Genomic DNA, 22636 nt, shown 5'->3' with positions numbered 1-22636 from the left:
GCGGGCGGTTCTTCCGGGAGTTTGTTTTCCAGCGGTTCGCCGGTGGTCGGGCTGGTGTTAACCCTCGCCATGCAACGTGCACTGGCCATTACGAGGGAGCCGCATGATGAGACCCGTCCGCCGTACCGTTATCGTCACCGTTGTCGGGATCGCGGCGGCAGTCATCGCTATTCTGAACGCCGTACCGGCGTTCGCCCATGGATTTTCGTCGACTGTGTACGCGAATATCACAGCGGGAGACGAGGGTCACATACGGACGAAGCTGGGGCTCGAATACGACCTCTTTGTGGTGTCCGCCGCCGACTACGAGGACGACGATTCTCTCTTCCGGGAAGGAACCGCCGCATTCGACGCGGGCGACACCGGGGCGCAGGCGGCGGCGCTGAAGACCCACGCGCAGTCGGCCACCAAATATGTCACCGAGCGCTTCTCTGTGACCTCGGATGGTGAGTCCTGTACGGCGATGCAGGTCGGCGACGTGGCGATGACCGAGCGGGAGGGCGTGCCGTACGCCGATCTGGTGTTCGACTGGACCTGCCCGGAGCGGACCGACGCGCACGAGGTCCGCAGCGGTCTTTTCCCTGACGGGGAGGGTTACGTCAAGGGCACCAAGACGATCGTCACGTACGAGATCGACGGTCGCTCCGGCTCTGCCGCGCTCGACTCGGCCAACCCGTCCTTCTCCACCGGGCAGGCCTGGTACGAGCGATTCCGGGAGTTCTTCGTCCTGGGTGCCGAGCACCTGCTCACCGGGATCGACCACATCCTGTTCCTGGTGGCGCTCATCGCCGGGTCGCGGCGGCTGCGGGAGATCGTGCTCGCCGCCACCAGCTTCACCCTGGCGCACTCGGTGACGTTCATGCTCGCCGCCCTCGGCCTGGTCGACGTGCCCGGGAGTGTCGTGGAACCCGTGATCGCGTTGTCGATCGCCGTGGTCGCCGGCTGGCACCTGTGGGGGATCTGGCGACGTGGTGACCACGCCACCGACCTGGAGACGGCGGGCCGGGGGCACTTCAGTCTCGATCGTCGGGGCTGGATTCGGCTCGGGGTGGTGTTCTGCTTCGGTCTCGTGCACGGCCTGGGTTTCGCCGGTGCGCTGGGAATCAACGAAGCCTGGTCCTGGACTCTGCTGTGGTCCCTGCTGGTGTTCAACGTAGGTATCGAAACCGTGCAGTTGACGATCATCGCGGTGGTGTTCCCGTTGCTGATCGTATTGCGGCGCCGTGCGCCGAAACTCGGACTCTGGGCGACCGGTGTCGTTTCTGCGGGCGTGTCCATCATGGGGCTGATCTGGTTCATTGAACGCGTGTCCGGGTCCTGAGTCAGTCCAGGTATCTCGGAAAGTCCAGGCAGCCGCAAGATCACGTTCATGACGGGTTCATCATCCAGGTAAAGCTTGAGATGCGATTCCCCGTCATCGGGAAAAGCTTTTCCATATATCTATTGGAAAGCTCTCCATGTCTCTATCGAACAAGGAACGGAAATCGATGACATCGAGCAACACGACACGAGCCTCCGGGCTTGTGCGGCGCCGAGTGGCCGCAGGGGCCACGGCGGCATTCCTGGGCTTGGCGGTAGCCGCCGGTAGCGGCCTGGCGTCCGCTGCCAGCGCAGCCGAGTCCACCTCGCTCACCGGCATCGTCCTCGGTGTGGGCGCCGACGAGACCCAGCGCATCGTGACCTGGTACTCCTCGGCCGACACCGCACAGAAGATCCAACTGGCCCCGACCGCCGAGATCGTCAACGGCGAGTTCCCGGCCGGCGCCCTCAGCTTCGACGCCACCGGTGGGGCGAACATCGCCACCAGCGGCGGCTTTAACCGCCACGCCACGATCACCGGTCTGAAGGAGCACACGGCGTACTCGTACCGTGTCGGCGCCGAGGGCAACTGGTCCCCGGCGTACTCGTTCAAGACGCAGGACTTCGAGGGCGACTACGACTTCCTGTTCTTCGGCGACCCGCAGATCGGCTCCTCCGGCGACATCGCCAAGGACCAGGCCGGTTGGCAGGACACCCTGAACGTCGCGCTCACCGCCAACCCGAACATCGAGATGCTGGTGTCCGGCGGTGACCACGTCGAGACGGCGAACACCGAGGCCCAGTGGAACGCCTTCCTCGCCCCCGACCAGCTTCGCCAGTACCCCGTCGCGGCGACCATCGGTAACCACGACGTCGGCGGCAAGGCCTGGGAGCAGCACCACTTCACCCCGAACACGGACCGCTCGGCCCCGTACTACGCCAACGGGAACCCGGCCTCCAACACCTCGGGTGGCGACTACTGGTACATCTACAAGGACGTGCTGTTCATCGACCTGAACAGCAACAGCTACGCCACCTCCTCGGGCGGCGGCGGCGACGAGGCGCACACCGCGTACGTCACCGACGTCATCAACCAGCACGGTGCCGAGGCCAAGTGGAAGGTCCTCGTCTACCACCACTCGATCTACTCGCCGGCCTCGCACGCCAAGGACGGCGACAACAAGGCCCGCCGCGTCGACTTCCCGACCACGTTCTCGAAGCTCGGCGTCGACATGGTGCTCCAGGGCCACGACCACAGCTACTCCCGTAGCTACCTGATCAAGAACGGCGAGAAGGCGGACCCGAACGAGCAGCCCGGTGCCGAAGACGTCGTCGCCGGCCCCGGCGGCGTCCTCTACGTCACCGCGAACTCGGCCTCCGGCTCGAAGTACTACGACATCACCAAGCCGGACAGCAGCGGCACCAGCGGCGCGGGCAACGGCGCCGACCCGCTGAACCCGGACAACTACTGGTACAACTCGGTCGAGAACCAGGAGCACGTCCGGACCTACGTCAAGGTCCAGGTACGCAACGACAAGCTCGTGGTCGAGAACATCCGCAGCGCCGCCAACGGCGACCAGGGCGTGGGCTCGATCGTTGACAAGGTCTCGGTGCACCCGCTCCACGCCGACGGCCAGGACCTCCAGGTCAACGTGCCGGACGTGGCTCCGGGCGAGTTCGGCTGGACGATCGACGGCAACAACGGCCTGGTGGACCTCGGCACCGCGCAGGAGGTCAACGGCAACCACTTCGAGGCGGCGGGCAAGATCAACCCGATCATCGTGTCGGACAGCCGTCGCTCGCTCTCCCCGTGGTCGATCTCGGCCAGCGTGGGTGACTTCCAGGACGGCAGCAAGAAGTTCTCCGGCTCCTACCTCGGCTGGACCCCGTACGTGCTCGACGCGGGTGCCGGTGCCCAGGCCAGCGCTCCGGTGCTCTCCTCGTACGACGACCAGGGCCAGGGCCTGTCTGTCTCGCGCGGCCTCGGTTCGGCCGAGCAGGGCCACCCCCGTGGCTCGGCCAAGCTCGGTGCCGACCTGGGTCTGAAGTTCCCGGACAGCATCGCGAAGGGCAACTACCGCGCCACCCTCACGATCACCGCGCTGAGCAGCTGATCGGATCCGCATTGCCGGGCGGGGTAGGCACCTGCGGGTGCTTACCCCGCCGCTCCGCTCCAACCCGCTCCAGATCCCCTGAGGACCACGAGATGCAATCGTCCACAACGCCCCGGAACACAGGCGTCGCCGCCTTTCTCCGTACCGCGGCTCTGGCCCTGATCGCGGTCTTCGCGGTCGTCGGCCTGGCCGCCGGCCCAGCCCTGGCGGCGGACGGCGATGTCGCCTGGACGGTGAGGACGGCCTCGAACAGCTACGGCGCCGACCGGTCCAGCTTCAGCTACGCCGTCAACCCCGGTGGCGCGGTCGACGACGCCATGGTCGTCGCCAACCACGGACCGGTCGCGCTCGACCTGACCGTCTACGCCGCAGACGGCTTCACGACCGACACCGGCCAACTCGACCTGCTCGCCAAGGACGGGAAGTCCGTCGGCGTCGGTGCCTGGGTCAAGGCCGGCGGCGGCAGCGTCCACGTCGAGCCCGGCAAGACCGCCCAGGTCCCCTTCAAGGTCACCGTGCCGGGCAACGCCACGCCCGGCGACTACGTGGGCGGCATCCTGACCTCCCTGACCCAGCCCGACCAGGCGGCGGGGATCAACGTGGACCGGCGCCTCGGTATCCGGATCAAGCTGCGGGTCGGCGGCGAGCTCAAGCCGAACCTCGCGATCGAGGACCTGCACGTGGACTACGACGGCACGTCCAACCCCTTCGCCAAGGGCGACGCCACGGTCACGTACACGATCCACAACACCGGGAACGCCGTCCTGTCCGCCCAGCAGGCCGTGTCGGTCTCCGGCCCGTTCGGTTGGCTGCGGGTCGACGCGGGCGAGATCAAGGCGCCGCCGGAGCTGCTACCGGGTGAGAGCCGGAAGGTGTCCGTACCCGTGCACGGTGTGGCGCCCGCGCTGAGGCTGGCCGCGACCGCGACCCTGACGCCCCTGCTCACCGACGCGTCGGGTTCCACTACCCCGCTCGAACCGGTCAAGGGCACGACACACGGCTGGGCCACTCCGTGGCAGCTCCTGGTGCTGGTCGTCGTACTGATCGCCGTTGTCGTCGGGGCGTACCTGTTCGCCCGCCGCAACCGTGCCCGGCGCAAGCAGCGCGAGGACGGCCGGGTCCGCGACGCCGTCGCGCAGGCACTTCGCGACAAGAACCCGGACGTACGCTGACCGCCCCGTCCTCCATACCCCGGTAGGGCTGTGGCGGTTCTGCGCCCCCCTGGGGGCTCTTCAGTCCCATGAGATCTGTCGCAGTTGATGTCCCGGTAGATGTGTCACAAGATCAGTGGTCCGGGCGGTATGACTGCTGGGCATGGCGAACCGGCGGCAGGTCATGACCGCGTTGGATGCCCTGCTCGCAGCAGGCGTGAAGATCGATAACGTGCAGCAGTGGTGCCGCGACAACGGCGTCAACGCCCGCACCTACTACCGACACCGGGCTCGCATCGAAGCCGAAGGGGCATGGCGGCAACGATCCCGACGACCGCACCACAGCCCCTCCATCACACCCCCGGAACTGGACGCGTGGATCTGCAAGCTCCGCGCCGACCTCGGTGTGGACAACGGCGCGGACCACATCCGCGACGAACTCCAACGCATCGCCTCCGAAACCACCCCCGCCTGGGCGGTACCAGCACGATCGACCATCAACCGGGTCCTCGCCCGCCACGACCTCCTCGACCGCAATCCCGCCAAACGACCCCGCAGCTCCTGGCGCCGCTTCGCCTACGCCCAACCCCGAGACTGCTACCAGATCGACGCCACCGGCCTCACCCTCGCCGACGGCACCCCCGTAGTCATCTTCGACGTCCTCGACGACTGCACCCGCATGCTCGTCGCCTGCCGAGCCGCCCCCGCAGAGACCGCAGCCGCCGCGATCACCAGCATCCGCCGAGCATTCACCGACCACGGCCCACCCGCGATCGTGCTATCCGACAACGGCCTGGCATTCACCAGCCGCCTACTACACACCAACGCCGGCCCCTCACGCTTCGCCAAAGCCGTCCACCACTACGGCACCCGCCTGATCCACTCCAGTCCCTACCACCCACAAACCTGCGGCAAGGTCGAACGGCACCACCAAACCCTCAAAAAATGGCTCCGCGCCCAACCACACCAACCCCGCACCCTGCGACAACTACAACACCAACTCGACACCTACCGCGACCACTACAACCACCGCCGCCACAGCGCCCTACCCGGACGAGCAACCCCGCACCACGCCTGGACCACCGCCCCACAGCACGGCAGCCCCCAAGCACTACCGATCCAAACCGACGCAACGATCCATCGCACCCGCGTCACCGAGACCGGCACACTCCACGTCGGCCAAACCCGGATCGGCATCGGCCGCGCCTACCACGGCCAAACCCTCACCGCGATCCGCGACAACAACCACATCACCGTCTACACCACCAGCGGCCACCCCCTCGGCCACGTCACCATCACCCCCGGCAAGAGCTACACCCCACTCACACCAACCCACTGACACATGTCCCGGGACACCCCTTTGACAGATGACCCGGGACATGACAGCCCCCCTGGGGGCAGTGGAACGCCACAGCTCGACCACCACCTGCCCACCCAGGCGGTGGATGATGCGGGGGTGGAGGAAGGGAAGCAGCGATGACGGTTTTCGACTCCGTACCGACGCCGGGTCGGCGGGTGACGTTGGGCAGTTGGCCGACACCCGTCGAGCCCGCGCCCCGACTCGCCGAGGCCATCGGGCTTGCCCCCGGTGGTCTGTGGCTGAAGCGGGACGACCTCGGTGGTCTCGGTGGCGGGGGCAACAAAATCCGCAAGCTCGAATGGACCATCGGTGCCGCGCTGACCAACGGTGCGGACACCCTGGTCACGACCGGTGCGCCGCAGAGCAACCATGCCCGGCTGACCGCCGCCGCGGGCGCCCGACTCGGTCTGCGGGTGGTGTTGGTCTTTCCCGGTGAACCGGGTCGCTCGAGCTCCGGGAACCTGGCCCTGGACGGTCTCTTCGGCGCCGAGATCCACTGGGCCGGTGACGTGGACCGGGGCCAACTCGCCACCGTTGCCACCGGGATCGTCGACGAGCTGCGCGGTGGCGGGGCCCGGCCCGAGCTGATTCCGTTCGGCGGCTCCAACGCCGTCGGGGCGTACGGGTACGTCGAGGCGGGTCGGGAGCTGCTCGTACAGGTGCCCGATGTCGACGTTGTCGTGGTCGAGCTGGGCTCCGGCGGCACCATGGCGGGACTCGTCGTCGCGCTCGGCGCCGGCAGGGTGCTCGGAGTCGACGTCGGCGCCCTGCCCGAACCGGCCGAGGCGGTCGCCGCCCTGGCCGGTCGGCTCGATGGGACCGGGGTGCCCGCGCACGAGCTGCGCATCCGGGGCGACCAGGTCGGCGACGGCTACGGCCACCTCACCGGGCCGTCCGCCGAAGCACTCGAGCTGACCGCGCGGAGCGAGGGCATCGTGCTCGATCCGATCTACACGGGCCGGGCGATGGCGGGCCTGGCCGCCGCCGTCCGGGACGGGGACATCGCCCCGGACGCCAGGACGGTCTTCCTGCACACCGGTGGCCTGCCCGGACTGTTCGGTCACCCCGACACGATCAGCCGGGCCGAATCGGCTCTCGGCCGCTACCGCCCCGCCCCGGCCGGCAACGCTTCCTGACGCACGGAACGGCCGTGGCCGGCGAGACCACCGCCGAGCCACGGCCCGCAACCGTCGTACGCGTGAAAGCTCGTTCGAACCCGGTCAGCACCAGCTCAACGTGGAGTTGACCCGGGTCACGTTCCGGACCACGTTGTTGGCGCCACCGCAGGGGTTCTGGGTGATGTTGGTGTTGGTCACCGTCAGGTTCTGGAACGTGATGCCGGAGGAGATCGGAAACTCCGTACGCGCGGCGACCCTGACCTCGCCGCCGCCGGTGACCGTCCCGGAGACCCCGGCGATCGTCACGTTGTAGCAGTTCTCCACCAGGATCGAGTTGTTGCCGGTGTTCGAGATGGTCACCCGGTCGATGACGGCCCCGCCGCTCTCCGAGACGCAGAAGATCCCGCGTCCGCCCCCTCGGGCGATCACGGTGCCGACCCGGATGTTCGTCGGGTAGCTGCTGCCGACCCGGCCGTTGCGGTTCGCCATCCGGAACGCGGCGTACCCGGTGCCGGTGCCGGCGTTGTCGGCGTCGACGGTTCCGACGGTGGCGTTGATCGTGTCGTTGAGCAGCAGGCCCGATTCGCCGGTGCTCCGGGCGGTGACGGTCCCGACCGTCAACCCGTCCACCCCGTACGTCTCCACGCCCTGGCTGCTGGTGCCCTGCACGTACACGTTGTCGATCCGGATGCTGCGTACCTTCACCGCGCGGTCCCCGCCGTGGTTGTCGATCCGCACGCCCAGGCCGCTGGAGAGTCGCATGTCGATCTGTCCCAGGATCAGGTTGTTGACGTTGCGCATGAAAATCCCGTACAGGGGTGATCCGGTGAGGTTCAGGTGCTGCACCTCGATGTCGGTGGCGCCTCTGGCGTACACCGGTGCCTGGTCTCCGGATCCTGATCCGGTCACGTTGATCGTGCCGCAGACGTCGAGGATCGTGTAGCTCGGCAGGGAGAGGCGCGCTCCCGCGCTCATCGAACCCGAGCCGCGTACGACCACCCGCTGCTTCGAGGTACGACCCGGGGAGAGGCTGTTCACCGCCGCCTGCATCGCGGAGCGCATGTCGGTGCCGGTGTAGACCGTGCTGCTGCCGTTGCGGGCGGTCCATGTGCTCCCGTTCAGCACCGCCTCGGCGTTGAACGAGCCACTGCCGCAGCCGGTGCCACCTCCGCCGGAACCGATCCGGTTGAGTTGCCACTGCTGGTTCCAGCCGCCCAGGTCCTGGAACTGGGAGATGATCCCGCCGTCGGCGGTGGACCATTCCCAGATGTCCAGCGCCTTGCCGCTGTGCCGGTTGACGAACCGCACGTGCCCGCCGTCGGAGTCGGCGACCTGGAAGTGCTGGCGGGTGGTGCCGTTGTCGGCGTTCTGGACGAGTTGGGTGCCGTCGTTGGCGTTGGGCAACTCGAGGAACTTGCCGCTGTGCCGGGATTTGATCTTGTAATAGCCGCTGCCCGCGTCGACGAACTGCCACTGCTGCTGGTTTCCGTCGTTGCGGGTCCACTGCACGATCGGGGCGCCGTCGTTCGTCGCGAGGTTGTAGACGTCGAGTGCCTTGCCGCTGTGGCGCGAGGTGATGACGTAGTAGGCGCCGGTGTCGATGGTGGCGGCCGAGGCCGGCTGCGGGCTGATGGTGGCACCGGTGCCGACCAGGGCGACGGCCGTGGCGACGGCGAGGCCGATCCGGCGGCGGTGTCTGCGGGATCCGTTGTCGGGGACGGGTTGGGTGGTGGCGGTGAGCGTCATTGGTCCTCCCGGACCTGGGGGTCGCACTGACCCGGAAAAGCCCGGTGCCGGGCGACGCACCGGGCAGGGGAAAGGGCTTTCCAACAGCACTCGCACGCTATCGAATCGTTTCAATCAAGTCAAGTTTATCAATGGCTTGTCGCCACGGGAGATCAGGGGCCCGCCGGTACGACCGTGTCCGGCGGGGAAGGGGCCGGCTAGCGCCGGGTACGCGACGCGGTGCCGGCCGACAGGGTGCCCCCGGAGATCCGGGTCAGGAACTCGAAGTTGCTCCCGGACTTGCGCAACTGGTCGAGCAGTTGCTCGAGGGACTGCTGGGCGTCCTGGCCGCTGAAGGCCCGACGCAACCGGCCGATGATGGCCAACTCCTCCGGGGCCAACAGGACCTCTTCCATCCGGGTGCCGGAGGAGTGGATGTCGACCGCCGGGAACATACGCTTCTCCGCGAGCTTGCGGTCCAGCCGCAGCTCGGCGTTGCCGGTGCTCTTGAACTCCTCGAAGATGACCCCGTCCATCGCCGATCCGGTGTCGACCATGGCCGTGGCGATGATGGTCAGCGACCCGCCGTTCTCCATGTTCCGGGCCGCACCGAGCAGCCGCTTCGGCGGGTGCAGCGCGGCCGAGTCGATACCACCGGACATGGTCCGGCCGCCGGTCGGCGCCGCCAGGTTGTACGCCCTGGCCAGCCGGGTGATCGAGTCGAGCAGGACCACCACGTCCTGGCCGAGTTCGACCAGTCGCTTGGCCCGCTCGATGGCCAGCTCCGCGATCGTGGTGTGGTCCTGGGTCGGCCGGTCGAAGGTCGAGGCGATGACCTCGCCCTGGACCGACCGTTGCATGTCGGTGACCTCTTCGGGGCGCTCGTCGACCAGCACCACCATCAGGTGGCATTCGGGATTGTTGCGGCTGATCGCGTTGGCGATCGCCTGCATGACCATGGTCTTACCGGCCTTGGGCGGCGAGACGATCAGCGCCCGCTGACCCTTGCCCAGCGGCATGACCAGGTCGATCAGCCGGGTGGTGAGCAGGTTCGGCTCGGTTTCCAGGTTCAACCGCTCCTGCGGGTACAACGGCGTCAACTTGTAGAAGTCCGGTCGCCGCCGGGCGTCCTCCGGGTCGGCACCGTTGACCGTGTCCAACCGGACCAGCGGTTGGTGCCGGCGCTGGTCGTCGTCGGGGGCGGGACGGGCCGCACCCGTCACCGCGTCACCCCGGCGGAGGCCGTACCTGCGGGCCTGGGCGATCGAGACGTAGACGTCGTCCGGGCCGGGCAGATACCCACCGGTACGGATGAAGCCGTGGTTGTCCTGGAGGTCGAGGATCCCGGCGACCGGTACGAGCGCGGTGTCGTCGCCGATCCGGGTCTCGTCCTCGCTGTCGCCCCGGCTGCGGTCACGGGTGGTACGGGTGCGCCGGCCGTTGCTGGTGTTGGCGCTGCGGCCGTCGGCGCGGCGCGGGGTCCGGGTGGACCGGCGGGCGGTGCTGCCCGAGGGGGCGTCGTCGACGCCACCGCCCCGGCGGGACGGGTTGCTGAACGTGGTGGAGTGCTGGTCTACCAGCGAATCGGTAGCAGTCATTGCTTCTCCTTGGGAAGGTGTTGTCCGCCGTGTACCGAGCCGGATCGGACCGGCGAACGCGCCGGCTACCGGCGTCGATCCGGTGGTTTGCCGGTGCTCGGGCGAGCCCGGCTCTGGTGGCCGGCGTGGCTCGGGCGGGCGGGTGGTGCCGATCGGCCGAGGGTCGGGCCCTGGGCGGGATGCGCGTCGGCGCATCAGCGGAAGTGGTTCGTAAGCTCCGGCGGAAACGATTTGCCGGTGATCATGTGAACTGATCATGCGAGCCGAGCTCGTGAAAAGGAAATCACACGCCCTGGGTCGGAATCTTTCGCCGACACCTCAGGGGTGCACTGCCGTCAAGATAACGCGGTTAGCCCGCGATGGCAAGTATCGCCATGTCAGGGCATCAGTACGATCTTGCCCCGGGTGTGCCGCTGCTCCAGCTCCCGGAACGCCTCGCGGACCTGGTCCAACGGGTAGGTACGGGCGATCGGGACATCCAACCGCCCCTGATCGACCTGCCGGGCGATTTCGGCCAGCACGTCCGCTCTCGCCCCCTCGCTGTTCGCCGCTGTTTTGGTGCCGTACTTCTTCGCGGCGGCGAAGTTGATGATCGTGTCGATCCGGTCGGGCTTCACCCCGAGCTCGATGGCGAGGTCGACGTAGTCGTCGCCGTAGGTGTCGACGAAGGCGTCAACCGGACTTCCGGCGGCGGCTCGGATCCGGTCGGCCATTCCCTCGCCGTACGCGACCGGGGTCACGCCGTGCGCGGTGAGCCAGTCGTGGTTGGCGGGTCCGGCCAGGCCGATGACGCTCGCTCCCGCGCTGCAGGCCAGCTGGACGGCGAGCGATCCGACCCCGCCCGCCGCACCGGCGACGACAACGGTGTCGCCCGTGCCGACGCCCACGGCCTGCGTCGCCGCGTACGCCGTGGTGCCCACGACGGCCAGTGCGCCGGCCACCTCCCAGGGCACATTCGCCGGTCGCGGGACGAGTTGGTCGGCCGGTACGGCAACCAGCTCGGCCTGGCTCGCCCGATCGTTGCTGAAGCCGAGCACCTCGTCGCCGACCGAGAAAGCGCTCACGTCGGGGCCCAACTCCACCACCACCCCGGCGAGGTCGCTGCCCTGACCGGAGGGGAAGGTGCTCGGGGAAATGCTGTCCATCGCCCCCTGCCGGATGGATGACTCGCCGATGTTGATGCCGGCGGCAACCACCTTGACGAGAACCTGCCCGGCGCCGGGGACGGGCCGGTCGACCTCCACCACCTGTAGGACGTCGATTCCACCGTACTCATCGAATCTGACCGCTTTGGGCATTGTTGTGGGTGCTCCTTGCCGAGATATCCGTCGGACACCCTGACTCTGACAGCATCGGCGGTGACCCGAAGGCGGATGGGCAGGACTCGCGGCCCCTGTCCAGGACTCACCGGGAACATCGCCGGACACCCGCGGTATCGCCATCCTGGCGCCATGCGTAACCGATTCGTCAACGCCGCAACGGTGGTGCTGCTCAGCGCCGCCTTCGTCGGCGTCGTCACGACCCCCGCCATCGCGGCACCAGAATGCGACGTGCCCAACCCGCCCCCGATCTGCGACACCGAGGACGAGTTCGGCAGCCCCACCATCAGCCTCTCCACCCCGGTCCGCCAGCCGGCCGGTCTTGTCGTCAGCGGCACCGCGAAGGACCGCGACGCCTCCGGTCCGGTCCAGGTACAGATCAAGGTCGGGGGCGCGGTCGTCGCCACGCTGGCCGCCAACAGGTCGACGGGGGCGTACTCCGGCACCGTGCCGGCGAGGGCGGGCAGTTCCGTCTGCGCGGTCGCCAAGAACCAGAACGAGGGCCAGGACAAGTCCGTCTGCCGGACGTTCCTCGTGTCCGTCGACCCGATCGGGTCGGTCGACGAGGTGTCGCCCGGCCCGGCCGGCCTGCGGGTACGGGGCTGGTCGATCGACCCGGACACCGCCAACCCGATCGACGTGCACGTCTACCTCGACGGGGCGTACGTCCGTACGGTCAACGCCAGCGGCAGCCGCCCGGACGTCGCCGCCGTGCACCCGCCGTACGGGGCGGCGCACGGTTACGACCTCACCGTGCCCGCCGGACCCGGCCAGCACACCGTCTGCGTGTACGGCATCAACGTCGGTACCGGCACGGTGAACACCCAGCTCGGCTGCGGCACGGTCACCCAGGGCAGCCCGCCGGCCGCGCCCGACCTCCAGGTCAACGCCGCCCAGACGGTGCCGACGATGTACCTGTACGTCCAGCCGCGCAGCACCAACGCGTCCGGCTTCGTGGTCGAGCGCTCGGTCGGTGGCAGCGCCGGCCCGTGGGTGCAGGTGCACAGCAACAACCGGAACGGTGAGACGGCGTTCAGTTGGGACGACACCGGCGTGTCGCAGGGCAACCAGTACTGCTACCGGGTCCGGGCCGACAACCCGTACGGTTCGGCCACCTCGGCGGTGGTCTGCCGGGATCTGCCGCTGCCCGCCCTGCCCCGCCCGACCGACGTCTCGGTGACCGGGGTGACCGAGACCTCGCTCGTGCTGAACTGGACCGACAACGCCGTCGGCGAGACCCAGTACCGGGTCGACCACGTCGGCGTGAACACCATGTACGCGCCCGGCACCGCCGGCACCGGGCCGATGACCTTCATGATGAACAACCTCCAACCCTCGACCCGGTACTGCTTCAAGATGGGCCCGATCAAGACCGGCTTCGGCTACGACCCGGCGCCCGAGATCTGTGCCACCACCGCGAGCCCACCCCCGCCGCCGCCGCTCTCGGTCAAGACCGTCAACCTCTGGAACTGCGTCTCCAGTGGCGCGTCCGGTGGTGTCTGGCTCTACGACCACGGCTTCGGTACGTGGACCCGGGCGGCGTCGGCACCGAGCAGTTGGGTCCGCGGTAGCTGCGGGACGCCGTACTCCGGGCCGTCGGCCAGCGTGAACCTGCCCGACGGGCGGGTCGTCACGGTTGTCCTGGTGATCGCGGGCAACAAGTTCTGCACCACCGAGGACCCGACCCAGACGGCCTGTCGGCACTGGGAGGCCGGTCCGGTCATCGGCGGAACCAAGGGCATCACCACCTACGACGTCATCGGCTGAGCCGAGGCGTCACCGAGCCGGTGCCGGTCGGGTCGGGGGGCCCGACCGGCACCCGGTGTATTCGCCGCCGTGTCACGGGGTAGACATTGCCCATGGCGGCGGAGACCGGGCCGGACGGCGACGAGGGGCGGGACGGGGAGTTGCCCCGTCCCGCGTTTGTCCTGCACGAGCACCGGCGGCCGACCCATCACTTCGACCTGCGGCTGGAGGAGAACGGCGTGCTCCGGTCGTGGGCGGTGCCGAGGGGCCTGCCCACCGACCCGTCCGGGGACCGGTTGGCGGTCGCGGTGCCCGACCACGACCTGGACCACCTCACCTACACCGACGCCGACAAGTCGATCGCCGACCTGGGCTGGTGGGAGGAGCACGACCGCAACGACCGCCGGCTGCTTTTCACCCTGCACGGGCGCGCCGGGTCCGGCCGCTACGCCCTGATCCACACCCGGCAGAACTGGCTGCTGCACCGGACGAAGGACCAGCCCGACGGTTAGCGCGTCGGGGCGCCGGTGGGTGCCGGGGTCAGCGCGCGGAGCAGGGCGTCGATCGCCGGTCGCAACGGTCCGTCGCCACGGGGGCGGGTGACCGCGAAGATCTGCCGGCCGGTCACCGGCGCGTCGAGCGGACGTACGTCGACTCCGTCCGGCACGTTGCGCAGCGCCAGCCCGGGTACGAGCGCCGTGCCGAGTCCCGCGGCGACGAGATCGAGGGTGAGGGCGAAGTCGATCGCCCGGTGCCGGATGTCCGGCTCGAACCCGGCGAGGTGGCAGGCGCGCAGGGTCGAGCGCCCACAGGGGGTGTGTTCGGCGCTGGCCACCCACGGTACGTCCGACAGGTCGGCCAGCCGGCGGGTTGCCCGTACCCAGCCGCTCGGGGTGATCAGGTGCATCGGGTCGGTGGTGATCGGGTGCCGGTCGAGTTCGGCGATCCGGGTCACCGGTACGTGGTCGTACTCCTGGAGGATGGCGACGTCGATGGTGGCCGAGCGGAGGTCGAGCTGGCTCTGCTGGTCCTCGGCCTCGATCACGCGTACGTCCAGGTCCGGGTGTTCCGCCATGGCGCGGGCGGCGGCCGGGGCGACCAGGGATCCGGCGGCGGACGGGAACGCGGCCACCCGGACGGTGCCGCCGACCCGCCGGTGGAGTACGGCCAGCCCCGCCACCGCGTGTTCGACCGCGCCGAGGATCCGTTCCGCGTGGGCGGCGAGGACCTGCCCGGCGGCGGTGAGTACAACGCCCCGACCGGACCGCTCGACGAGTTCGCACCCGGCCTCCCGGGAGAGCTGTACGAGTTGCTGGGAGACCGCCGACGGCGTGACGTGCAGTGCCGCCGCGGCTGCGGTCACCCCGCCCCGCAGGTTGACCTCGTGCAGCACCCGTAGCCGTCGTACGTCCAGATCCATGTAGCCACGCTACAGCGACAGTTAAGAACTATGAACTGGACCTTAAGGTTCGGTCGGGGGACGGTAACCGGGTGAGAATGACCCACCGTTTCCAGGCACTGCTCGTCGCCGCCATCTGGGGCGTCAACTTCGTGGTGATCGACATCGGGCTGCGGGACCTGCCCCCGCTGGTCCTGACCGCGCTCCGGTTTCTCGTCGCGGCGGTGCCGCTGGTGCTGCTCGTACCCCGGCCCACCGCCCGGCTGCGCTACGTCGTCGGTTACGGGCTGGTGCTCGGCGTACTGAAGTTCGGGGTGCTCTTCACCGCCATGGATGCCGGGATGCCCGCTGGGCTCGCCTCGCTGGTGTTGCAGGCACAGGCACTGGTCTCGGTGCTGCTCGCGGCGGCGCTGCTGCGGGAGCGTCCGACCGGCTGGCAGGTGGCCGGCGTACTCGTGGGGTCGGTCGGCATCGGGATGCTCGCGGTCGGCGGCGGTGGTCGGGCCACGGTGGTGGGATTCGCGCTCACCCTTGCCGCCGCCGCGAGCTGGGCGGTGGCGAACGTGGTGGTACGGGCCAGCGGCGAGACCCGCCCGCTGTCGCTGCTGGTCTGGTCCAGCCTCGTTCCGCCGATCCCGCTGCTCGGGCTCGCCGGTGTGGTGGACGGGCCCGGCCGGGTCCTCGACGCGGTCACCGGGCTCTCCTGGAGCGCCGTCCTCGCCGTGCTGTACGTCGCCTACGTCTCCACCCTGGTCGGCTTCGGTCTCTGGAACCGGCTGATCGCCGAGTACTCGGTCGCCCGGGTGGCGCCGTTCAGCCTGCTGGTGCCCGTGTTCGGGCTGGCCGCGTCCCGGGTGTTCCTGGGTGAGCGGGTCGGCCTCACCGAGGCGGTCGCCGCCGGGGTCATCCTCACCGGGCTGGCCCTGGTGCTGCGCCGACCGCCCGTATCCGCCGTCGACCCGGAGGGCGGGCCGGCGGGTACGGGGACGGCGGCGCCGGAGTACGCCGCCGCCCGTACCGGTGGCCGGATCGGGGCCGGACCGGCGGATGGTCAGGCGGCGTAGCCGCCGTCGACGTTGATGGCCGCGCCGGTGACGTAGGCCGCGTCGGGTCCGGCGAGGTAGACGACGAGGCTGCCGATCTCGTCGGCGGTGCCGTAGCGGTCGACCGCGATGTGCGGCCGGGTGATGCCGGCGTACGGGCCGTCGGCCGGGTTCATCTCGGTGTCGACGGGACCGGGCTGGATGGTGTTGACGGTGATTCCCCGGCTGCTGATCTCGCGGGCCAGGCCACGGGTGAAGCCGGCCACGCCGGCCTTGGTGAGGGCGTAGAGGCTACCGCCGACGAAGTGGATCCGGTCGGCGTTGATGCTGCCGATGTTGATGATCCGTCCGCCCTCGCCGAGGTGTCGCAGGGCTTCCCGGGTGGTGAAGAAGACGCCGTCGAGGTTGACCCCGACGGTGTGGTCGTAGGTGGCGTCGGTGATCTCCCCGATCGGCCCGGCACCGATCACTCCGGCGTTGTTGACCAGGATGTCGAGTCGCCCGAGGGTCCGTACGATCTCGTCGATGCCGGCCCGTACGGCGGCTCGGTCGGCGGCGTCGATCCGGGTGGCGATCGCCCGGCCGCCCGCGTCGTTGATGGACTTGGCCAGGAGTTCGGCGCGTTCGACCGAGGCGCTGTACGTGATCGCGACGGTCGCACCGGCTTCGGCCAACCGACGGGTGATGCCCTCCCCGATTCCCCGCGATCCGCCGGTGACGATCGCAACCCTGCCGGCCAGGCTCTGTGACATCGAACATCTCCTCTGCACTTATTGATTGTCCGTTCAAGATGTCAGATGGGCGGTCGATCCACAAGTGATATCTTGAACTCGTGTTCCAGAAGTAAGGGGAGGCCACGGATGGCGACGATGGGGCGACCCCGCGAGTTCGACGTCGACGAGGTGCTGGAGTCCGCACTCCGAGTCTTCTGGGCCAAGGGATACGAGGGCGCCACCATGGCGGACCTCGCCTCGGCGACCGGACTCAAGCCCGGCAGCATCTATGCCGCGTTCGGCTGCAAGATCGGCCTGTTCATGCAGGTGGTCGACCGTTATGTCCGGACGGTGGTCACGTACGGTCCGGCGGCCATCGAGGCCGACAGTGCGCGCGAGGTCGTCCGGATATGGCTGGACGGGGTGGTTCGGGCCACCTCCGGCGCGGACACTCCGCCCGGCTGCCTGCTGGTGCAGGCGGCGCTGGTGAGCGGGGAGGGTGCGGACAAGGTGCGGGCCGAACTGCGTGACCGGCGGCAGGCCGCCGAGGTCGCGCTGACCGAGCGGTTCGAACGGGCCCGCCGGACCGGGGACCTGCCGGTTGACGCCGAGCCGGAGGTTGCCGCCCGGTACGTGGTGGCCCTCGCCCAGGGCATCGCGGTGCAGGCCGCCTCCGGGGCGAGCCGGGCCGACCTGCAACGCATGGCGGACCTCGCCCTCGTCCGGCTGCCGTGGGAATAGGGCATACCGGGTCGGATCCGCAGGGGTAGACAACTCGTCGGGGGGAACCGGAATAGGGGCGGGCCGCACCTGGTTTCAGGGTGTAGTTCAAACTTGAACGAACGAGATCCGGTCGAGACGAGGCGGGCAGCAGACATGCAGTTCGGGATCTTCACCGTTGGTGACGTGACCACCGATCCCACCACGGGGCGTACACCCACCGAGGCTGAGCGGATCAAGGCGATGGTGGCGATCGCGCTGAAGGCCGAGGAGGTGGGGCTCGACGTCGTCGCGATGGGCGAGCACCACAACCCGCCGTTCGTGCCGTCGTCGCCGACCACCATGCTCGGGTACGTCGCGGCGCAGACGAAGCGGATCGTCCTCTCGACCGCCACCACGCTGATCACGACCAACGACCCAGTCAAGATCGCCGAGGACTACGCGATGTTGCAGCACCTGGCCGAGGGTCGGGTCGACCTGATGATGGGTCGGGGCAACACCGGGCCGGTGTACCCGTGGTTCGGCAAGGACATCCGGGCGGGCATCCCGCTGGCCGTGGAGAACTACGCGCTGCTGCACAAGTTGTGGCGCGAGGACGTGGTCGACTGGACCGGCAAGTTCCGTACGCCGTTGCAGTCGTTCACCTCGACGCCGCGCCCGCTGGACGGGATTCCGCCGTTCGTGTGGCACGGCTCGATCCGCAGCCCCGAGATCGCCGAGCAGGCCGCCTACTACGGTGACGGCTTCTTCCACAACAACATCTTCTGGCCGATGGAGCACACCCAGCGGATGATCGAGCTGTACCGCAAGCGGTTCGAGTTCTACGGCCACGGCAAGGCCGACCAGGCCATCGTCGGCCTGGGCGGGCAGGTGTTCATGCGGAAGAACTCGCAGGACGCGGTACGCGAGTTCCGCCCCTACTTCGACAACGCCCCCGTGTACGGACACGGCCCGTCGCTGGAGGACTTCACCAGGGAGACCCCGCTGACCGTCGGCAGCCCGCAGCAGGTGATCGACCGGACCCTGACCTTCCGCGAGCACTTCGGCGACTACCAGCGCCAACTGTTCCTGATGGACCACGCCGGCCTGCCGCTCAAGACGGTGCTGGAGCAGCTCGACCTGCTCGGTGAGGAGGTGGTTCCGGTGCTGCGCAAGGAGTTGGACGCCCTCCGCCCGGCGCACGTACCGGACGCGCCGACCCACGCCAGCCTGAAGGCCGCCCGGGACGCGGAAATCGAAGCGGTCGCCGGCGACCAGGTCGACACCGACACCGACGCGGTGGCGGGAGCCGAGCGATGAAGCAGCGCAACCTGGTTGCGATTTCCGCCGGCCTGAGCCAGCCGTCGTCGACCCGCCTGCTGGTCGACCGGCTGGCCGCGGCCACCCAGCGCGAGGCTGAGCAGCGCGGGACCCGGCTCGACCTGCAGGTGGTCGAGCTGCGGGACCACGCGCACGACCTGATGAACAACATGCTCGCGGGCTTCCCGACCACCGGGCTGCGGCAGACGCTCGACCAGGTCGCCGCCGCCGACGCGCTGATCGCGGTGACACCGATCTTCAACGCGTCGTACAGCGGGTTGTTCAAGTCGTTCTTCGACGTGCTCGACGACACGGCCCTGATCGACAAGCCGGTGCTGATCGGGGCCACCGGCGGGACCGCCCGGCACTCGCTGGCGCTCGAACACGCGCTCCGGCCGATGTTCGTCTACCTGCACGCGGTGGTCGTCCCGACCTCGGTCTTCGCCGCATCAGAGGACTGGGGGACGGACACCGTCCAGGGCGGACTCGCGAACCGGATCAACCGGGCCGCCGCCGAACTGGCAGTGCAGCTCGACCTGCGCGAGCCGGCGACCGTCGCCGACCCGTACGACAATCCGACCCCGTTCGAGCAACTGCTCGCCGGTGACTGAGCCACCATCCGGAGCCTGAACAGGTAAACGGAAAGGGCATCCGAACCCTCGCGGGTCGGATGCCCTTTCCGTGTGTCCGGGTGCGGTGGCGGGTCAGTGGACGGCGACCGCCGGATCGGCGGAGTCGATGTCGGTGAGCTGTTCGGGGCGGGCGACCACCAGGAGCACCACGATCGCCGCCAGCATGCCGCCGGCGATCACCACCGCCATCGCCACACTGCCGGTGCCGAGGACACCGACCAGGGGCGCGGAGATGGCACCGATCCCGAACTGCACCGCACCGAGCAGCGCGGCGGCCGTACCGGCGGCGTCACCGTGCCGGGCCATCGCCAGTGCGGGCGCGTTCGGCAGCGCCAGGCCCGCGGTGCCCAGCACCAACCAGAGCAGCACCAGTACGCCGACCAGGCCGCCGAACCCGGTCGCCGCGACGACGAGCAGACCGGATCCGAGTACGGTCCCGGCGATCAGCGCCCCCCGGAGGATCTGGAACGGGGTGTACCGGCGCAGCAGCCGTACGTTGAGCTGGGTGGCTCCGATCAGGCCCACCGCACCGGCGCCGAAGACCACCGCGAACTGCTGCTCGTCCAGGCCGTACTGGTCCTGGAAGACGAAGGAGGAACCGGCCACGTACGCGAACAGGGCAGCCATCGCGAGGCCGGCGACCAGCGCCAACCCGACGTACGTCCGGTCCCGCAGCAGCGAGCCGTAGACCTTCAGGGTGCCGAGCGCCCCGTCGGTGCGACGGTGCTCGGGCGGCAGCGACTCGCGGAGTGCGAACACGATCACCGCGATGAGACCGGTCCCCAACACGGCGAGGGCGACGAAGACGCCCCGCCAGTCGGTCCACTTGAGCAGTCCACCGCCGAGGGTGGGCGCGAGCACCGGGGCGACCCCCATGACCAGCATCAGCCGGGAGAAGAGGCGGGCCACGGCCGAGCCGGTGAACAGGTCGCGGACCACGGCCAGCGCGATCACCGACGCCGCCGCAGCACCCAGCCCCTGGAGTACGCGCAGCGCACCCAGCACCTCGATGTTCGGCGCGACGACGCAGAGCACCGAGGCGATGACGTGCACGATCGTCCCCGCCAGCAGTGGTCGGCGCCGGCCCACGGCGTCGGAGAGCGGGCCGATCACCAACTGTCCGATGGCGAGACCGGCCAGGGTCCCGGTGAGGGTGAGCTGCACCGCCGCGCTGGTTGTCTGGAGGTCGGCGGTGATGGTCGGCAACGCCGGCAGGTACATGTCGATGGTCAGTGGACCGATCGCGATGAGCGAGCCGAGGACCAGGACCAGCCGTCGCTGCTGCCGGCGGTTGAGCTGCTCCGGCGCCGGCCGGGCCGGTGGCCCCGCCGTGGCTGCTACGTCGTCAACCCGTCGATCGACCGTGGTCATGTGGCCCCTTTCCGGGGGTCTTGGCGGGAATTGGTACGGAGCACACGGCCCGGGCTAACCAACCTCAACAAGGACGATCGGTTGCGGGCCCATTCCCGCGACGACGCACGGTGTTCAACGTCACACCCGCACGGACCTCGTCAACGGCGAGTCGACAGCCGCCGGAGTCGTGGTGACGTCGCGTTGACGTCGCGACCAGCAAGGTGACCGGGATCAGCCGTCGGCCACGAACCGGGGCCGGTCGGTCGAGCATAAGCCGAGGGGAGAGCTTCGATGAGCCGTCTTCTGATTGTCGGTCGGATGGCACCGGGCCCGGAGAGCGGGCCGGGCGCCGAGGAACGGATCGCGCAGATCTTCGCCGAGTCGGACCGGACCGAACTGCCGTCGATCACCGGTGCCCGGCACCGGTCGCTCTACACCCTCGGTGACCTGTACCTGCACCTGGTCGAGATGGACGGGGCCGGTCCGGGCGGGCTGCCGGCGGCCACCGCGCACCCCCTGTTCGTACGGCTCAACGAGCAGTTGTCGAGCTGCACCTCGCCGTACCTGTCGACGTGGCGTTCGCCGCGCGACGCCATGGCGAGGTGCTTCTACACCTGGGACGCGCCGGTTCCGGCACAGCGCAGCGGGCAGTGAGCGGCTGATGCCGTCCGGCCCGCTGGAAGTGATCATCATCGGTGCCGGTACGGGTGGCATGTGCCTCGCGCACGGTCTGCGCCGGGCGGGCATCGCCGTCTCGGTCTACGAGCGCTACCGGACCCGAGGCGACGGCCTGCACGGCTACCGGGTCGGCATCGGCCCCACGGGTAACCGGGCACTTCGGGAGTGCCTGCCGCCGGAACTGTTCGCGACGTTCATGGCCACCTGTGCGCGCTCGCCCCGGTACTTCAACGTACTGACCGAGAAGATGCGGCAGACGGCGTCCTTTCCGCTGCGGCCGGAGACCGAGACCGACCCGGTGGACACCGACCGGGCTGTCTCCCGGATGACGTTGCGGCAGGTCCTGCTCACCGGGATGGAAGACGTGGTGCGGTTCGACAAGACCTTCACCCACTACGAGCAGCACCCGAACGGCCGGGTCACGGCGTACTTCGCCGACGGCAGCCGGGCCAGCGCGGACCTCCTGGTCGCGGCGGACGGCACCCACTCCGCCACCCGGCGGCAGTACCTGCCGCACGCCCGGATCCAGGACGCGGGCAGCATCAACATCGCCACCAAGATCCCGCTCACCGACGAAACCCGGGCGCTGCTCTCGGAGCGGGTACGCGACGGCATCTCACTGATCTTCGGGACCGGTGGGCTGATGGGCGTCCTGCACGTGATGGAGTTCAACTGGGACCGGCACGGCGTACCCAAGGCGGGCATCGGCGACAGCGACGCGCGACTGATCGAACGCTGGCCCGGACTGCTCTTCGACAACACCCGCGACTACATCAACCTGATCATCTGGAGTGCCCACGACCGGTTCCCGCCGGACGTGATGGCGCGGCGGGGCGAGGAACTCGTCCGGCTCGCCCTCGACCTGACCGGCAACTGGCATCCGAACCTGCGGAAGCTGTTCGAGCGCAGCGACCCGGAGAGCTGCATCCCGGTCAAGGTCGCCACCTCGGAACCGGTGCAGCCGTGGCCGCCGAGCAACGTCACTTTGATCGGCGACGCGATCCACACCATGACCCCGGGCCGGGGCGTCGGCGCCAACACGGCCCTGCGCGACGCGGCCCTGCTCTGCCGCCAGCTCACCGCCGTCAACGCCGGGGAGAAGCCCCTGCTGCGCGGGGTCGCGGACTACGAGGCGGAGATGCTGCCGTACGGCTTCGCCCGGGTCGCCGACTCGTTGGCGAACAACGGCACCAGCGGCGACGACCCGCTCTACCGGCCGGTGATCGGCCGGTTCGCCCTGTTGGCGGCCCGCAGCTACTTCAGCCTGACCAGCCGGGTCCCGCCGCTGCGCCGCAGATTCGTGGACGAGATCTACGCCCGCCGGGGTGCCCACGGTTGACCGCCACCCCCTAGCCTTCCCTTCGGTGGC

18 protein-coding genes and 1 pseudogene are annotated in these 22636 nt (G+C 69.2%); 13 read left to right on the top strand and 6 right to left on the bottom strand.

Going from position 1 to position 22636, the window contains the following annotated elements:
• Positions 1-106 precede the first annotated feature (106 nt).
• The 5 genes from OIE47_RS12895 (at position 107) to OIE47_RS12875 (ending at position 7060) form a co-directional block, all read left to right on the top strand.
• Positions 107-1321: a HupE/UreJ family protein gene (locus OIE47_RS12895; protein ID WP_326561730.1), complete on the top strand. Its 1215-nt coding sequence runs from the start codon at positions 107-109 to the stop codon at positions 1319-1321.
• A gap of 166 nt (positions 1322-1487) precedes the next feature.
• On the top strand, positions 1488-3413 hold the full coding sequence (locus OIE47_RS12890; RefSeq protein WP_442792085.1) for a fibronectin type III domain-containing protein: 1926 nt from the start codon (positions 1488-1490) through the stop codon (positions 3411-3413).
• A 92-nt stretch (positions 3414-3505) separates the two neighbouring features.
• Positions 3506-4585: a COG1470 family protein gene (locus OIE47_RS12885; RefSeq protein WP_326561728.1), complete on the top strand. Its 1080-nt coding sequence runs from the start codon at positions 3506-3508 to the stop codon at positions 4583-4585.
• Between the two features lie 142 nt (positions 4586-4727).
• A complete protein-coding gene (locus OIE47_RS12880; protein WP_326559317.1) occupies positions 4728-5903 on the top strand; it encodes a DDE-type integrase/transposase/recombinase in 1176 nt (391 codons plus the stop codon).
• A gap of 137 nt (positions 5904-6040) precedes the next feature.
• Entirely contained in the window at positions 6041-7060 is a 1020-nt protein-coding gene (locus OIE47_RS12875) for a pyridoxal-phosphate dependent enzyme (protein WP_326561727.1), read from the top strand.
• Positions 7061-7144: 84 nt separating this feature from the next.
• Here the strand turns inward: OIE47_RS12875 and OIE47_RS12870 are convergent, their stop codons facing one another.
• The 3 genes and pseudogenes from OIE47_RS12870 to OIE47_RS12860 all read right to left on the bottom strand — a co-directional run bounded on the left by OIE47_RS12870 (position 7145) and on the right by OIE47_RS12860 (position 11663).
• Positions 7145-8788 carry an RICIN domain-containing protein gene (locus tag OIE47_RS12870; protein WP_326561726.1) on the bottom strand — a complete coding sequence of 548 codons (1644 nt, stop codon included), beginning with the start codon at positions 8786-8788 and terminating at the stop codon, positions 7145-7147.
• 197 nt (positions 8789-8985) lie between these two features.
• Positions 8986-10311: pseudogene (gene rho / locus OIE47_RS12865) on the bottom strand (transcription termination factor Rho); the annotation flags it as partial.
• Between the two features lie 431 nt (positions 10312-10742).
• Entirely contained in the window at positions 10743-11663 is a 921-nt protein-coding gene (locus OIE47_RS12860; RefSeq protein WP_326561725.1) for an NADP-dependent oxidoreductase, read from the bottom strand.
• Positions 11664-11816: 153 nt separating this feature from the next.
• Between OIE47_RS12860 and OIE47_RS12855 the strand changes: the two genes are divergently transcribed.
• Together OIE47_RS12855 and OIE47_RS12850 are read left to right on the top strand one after the other, a co-directional pair.
• Complete coding sequence (locus OIE47_RS12855) at positions 11817-13451, top strand: fibronectin type III domain-containing protein (protein WP_326561724.1); 1635 nt, start codon at positions 11817-11819, stop codon at positions 13449-13451.
• A 92-nt stretch (positions 13452-13543) separates the two neighbouring features.
• Entirely contained in the window at positions 13544-13942 is a 399-nt protein-coding gene (locus tag OIE47_RS12850) for a DNA polymerase ligase N-terminal domain-containing protein (protein WP_326561723.1), read from the top strand.
• On the opposite strand, the gene OIE47_RS12845 is transcribed toward OIE47_RS12850, so the two are convergent.
• The gene (locus tag OIE47_RS12845; RefSeq protein WP_326561722.1) at positions 13939-14850 is read right to left on the bottom strand and encodes a LysR family transcriptional regulator; all 912 of its coding nucleotides are present in this window, start codon (positions 14848-14850) and stop codon (positions 13939-13941) included. The genes OIE47_RS12850 and OIE47_RS12845 overlap by 4 nt on opposite strands.
• A gap of 77 nt (positions 14851-14927) precedes the next feature.
• Between OIE47_RS12845 and OIE47_RS12840 the strand changes: the two genes are divergently transcribed.
• Complete coding sequence (locus OIE47_RS12840; protein WP_326563078.1) at positions 14928-15893, top strand: EamA family transporter; 966 nt, start codon at positions 14928-14930, stop codon at positions 15891-15893.
• Here OIE47_RS12840 and OIE47_RS12835 read toward each other — a convergent pair.
• Positions 15881-16624, bottom strand: a complete 744-nt coding sequence (locus OIE47_RS12835; protein ID WP_326561721.1) for an SDR family NAD(P)-dependent oxidoreductase — start codon at positions 16622-16624, stop codon at positions 15881-15883. The two genes, OIE47_RS12840 and OIE47_RS12835, sit on opposite strands and share 13 nt — an antisense overlap.
• A 108-nt stretch (positions 16625-16732) precedes the next feature.
• On the opposite strand from OIE47_RS12835, the gene OIE47_RS12830 reads away from it, so the two are divergent.
• From OIE47_RS12830 to OIE47_RS12820, 3 genes are all read left to right on the top strand, one after another.
• Complete coding sequence (locus OIE47_RS12830) at positions 16733-17326, top strand: TetR/AcrR family transcriptional regulator (RefSeq protein ID WP_326561720.1); 594 nt, start codon at positions 16733-16735, stop codon at positions 17324-17326.
• A 135-nt stretch (positions 17327-17461) separates the two neighbouring features.
• The gene (locus OIE47_RS12825; protein WP_326561719.1) at positions 17462-18604 is read left to right on the top strand and encodes an LLM class flavin-dependent oxidoreductase; all 1143 of its coding nucleotides are present in this window, start codon (positions 17462-17464) and stop codon (positions 18602-18604) included.
• Positions 18601-19215 (top strand): FMN reductase, encoded by a 615-nt coding sequence (locus OIE47_RS12820; protein ID WP_326561718.1) that lies wholly within the window; start codon positions 18601-18603, stop codon positions 19213-19215. Before OIE47_RS12825 ends, OIE47_RS12820 begins: the two co-directional genes overlap by 4 nt.
• Positions 19216-19308: 93 nt before the next feature.
• On the opposite strand, the gene OIE47_RS12815 is transcribed toward OIE47_RS12820, so the two are convergent.
• Complete coding sequence (locus OIE47_RS12815; RefSeq protein ID WP_326561717.1) at positions 19309-20607, bottom strand: multidrug effflux MFS transporter; 1299 nt, start codon at positions 20605-20607, stop codon at positions 19309-19311.
• A 273-nt stretch (positions 20608-20880) separates the two neighbouring features.
• On the opposite strand from OIE47_RS12815, the gene OIE47_RS12810 reads away from it, so the two are divergent.
• Both OIE47_RS12810 and OIE47_RS12805 read left to right on the top strand, forming a co-directional pair.
• Positions 20881-21243: a TcmI family type II polyketide cyclase gene (locus OIE47_RS12810; protein ID WP_326561716.1), complete on the top strand. Its 363-nt coding sequence runs from the start codon at positions 20881-20883 to the stop codon at positions 21241-21243.
• Positions 21244-21250: 7 nt separating this feature from the next.
• Positions 21251-22606, top strand: coding sequence for an FAD-dependent oxidoreductase (locus tag OIE47_RS12805; protein WP_326561715.1), 1356 nt, complete (start codon positions 21251-21253; stop codon positions 22604-22606).
• Positions 22607-22636 lie beyond the last annotated feature (30 nt).

Source organism: Micromonospora sp. NBC_01796 (assembly GCF_035917455.1).
Classification (GTDB): domain Bacteria; phylum Actinomycetota; class Actinomycetes; order Mycobacteriales; family Micromonosporaceae; genus Micromonospora_G.
This window is presented reverse-complemented; position numbering and strand designations above follow the sequence as displayed.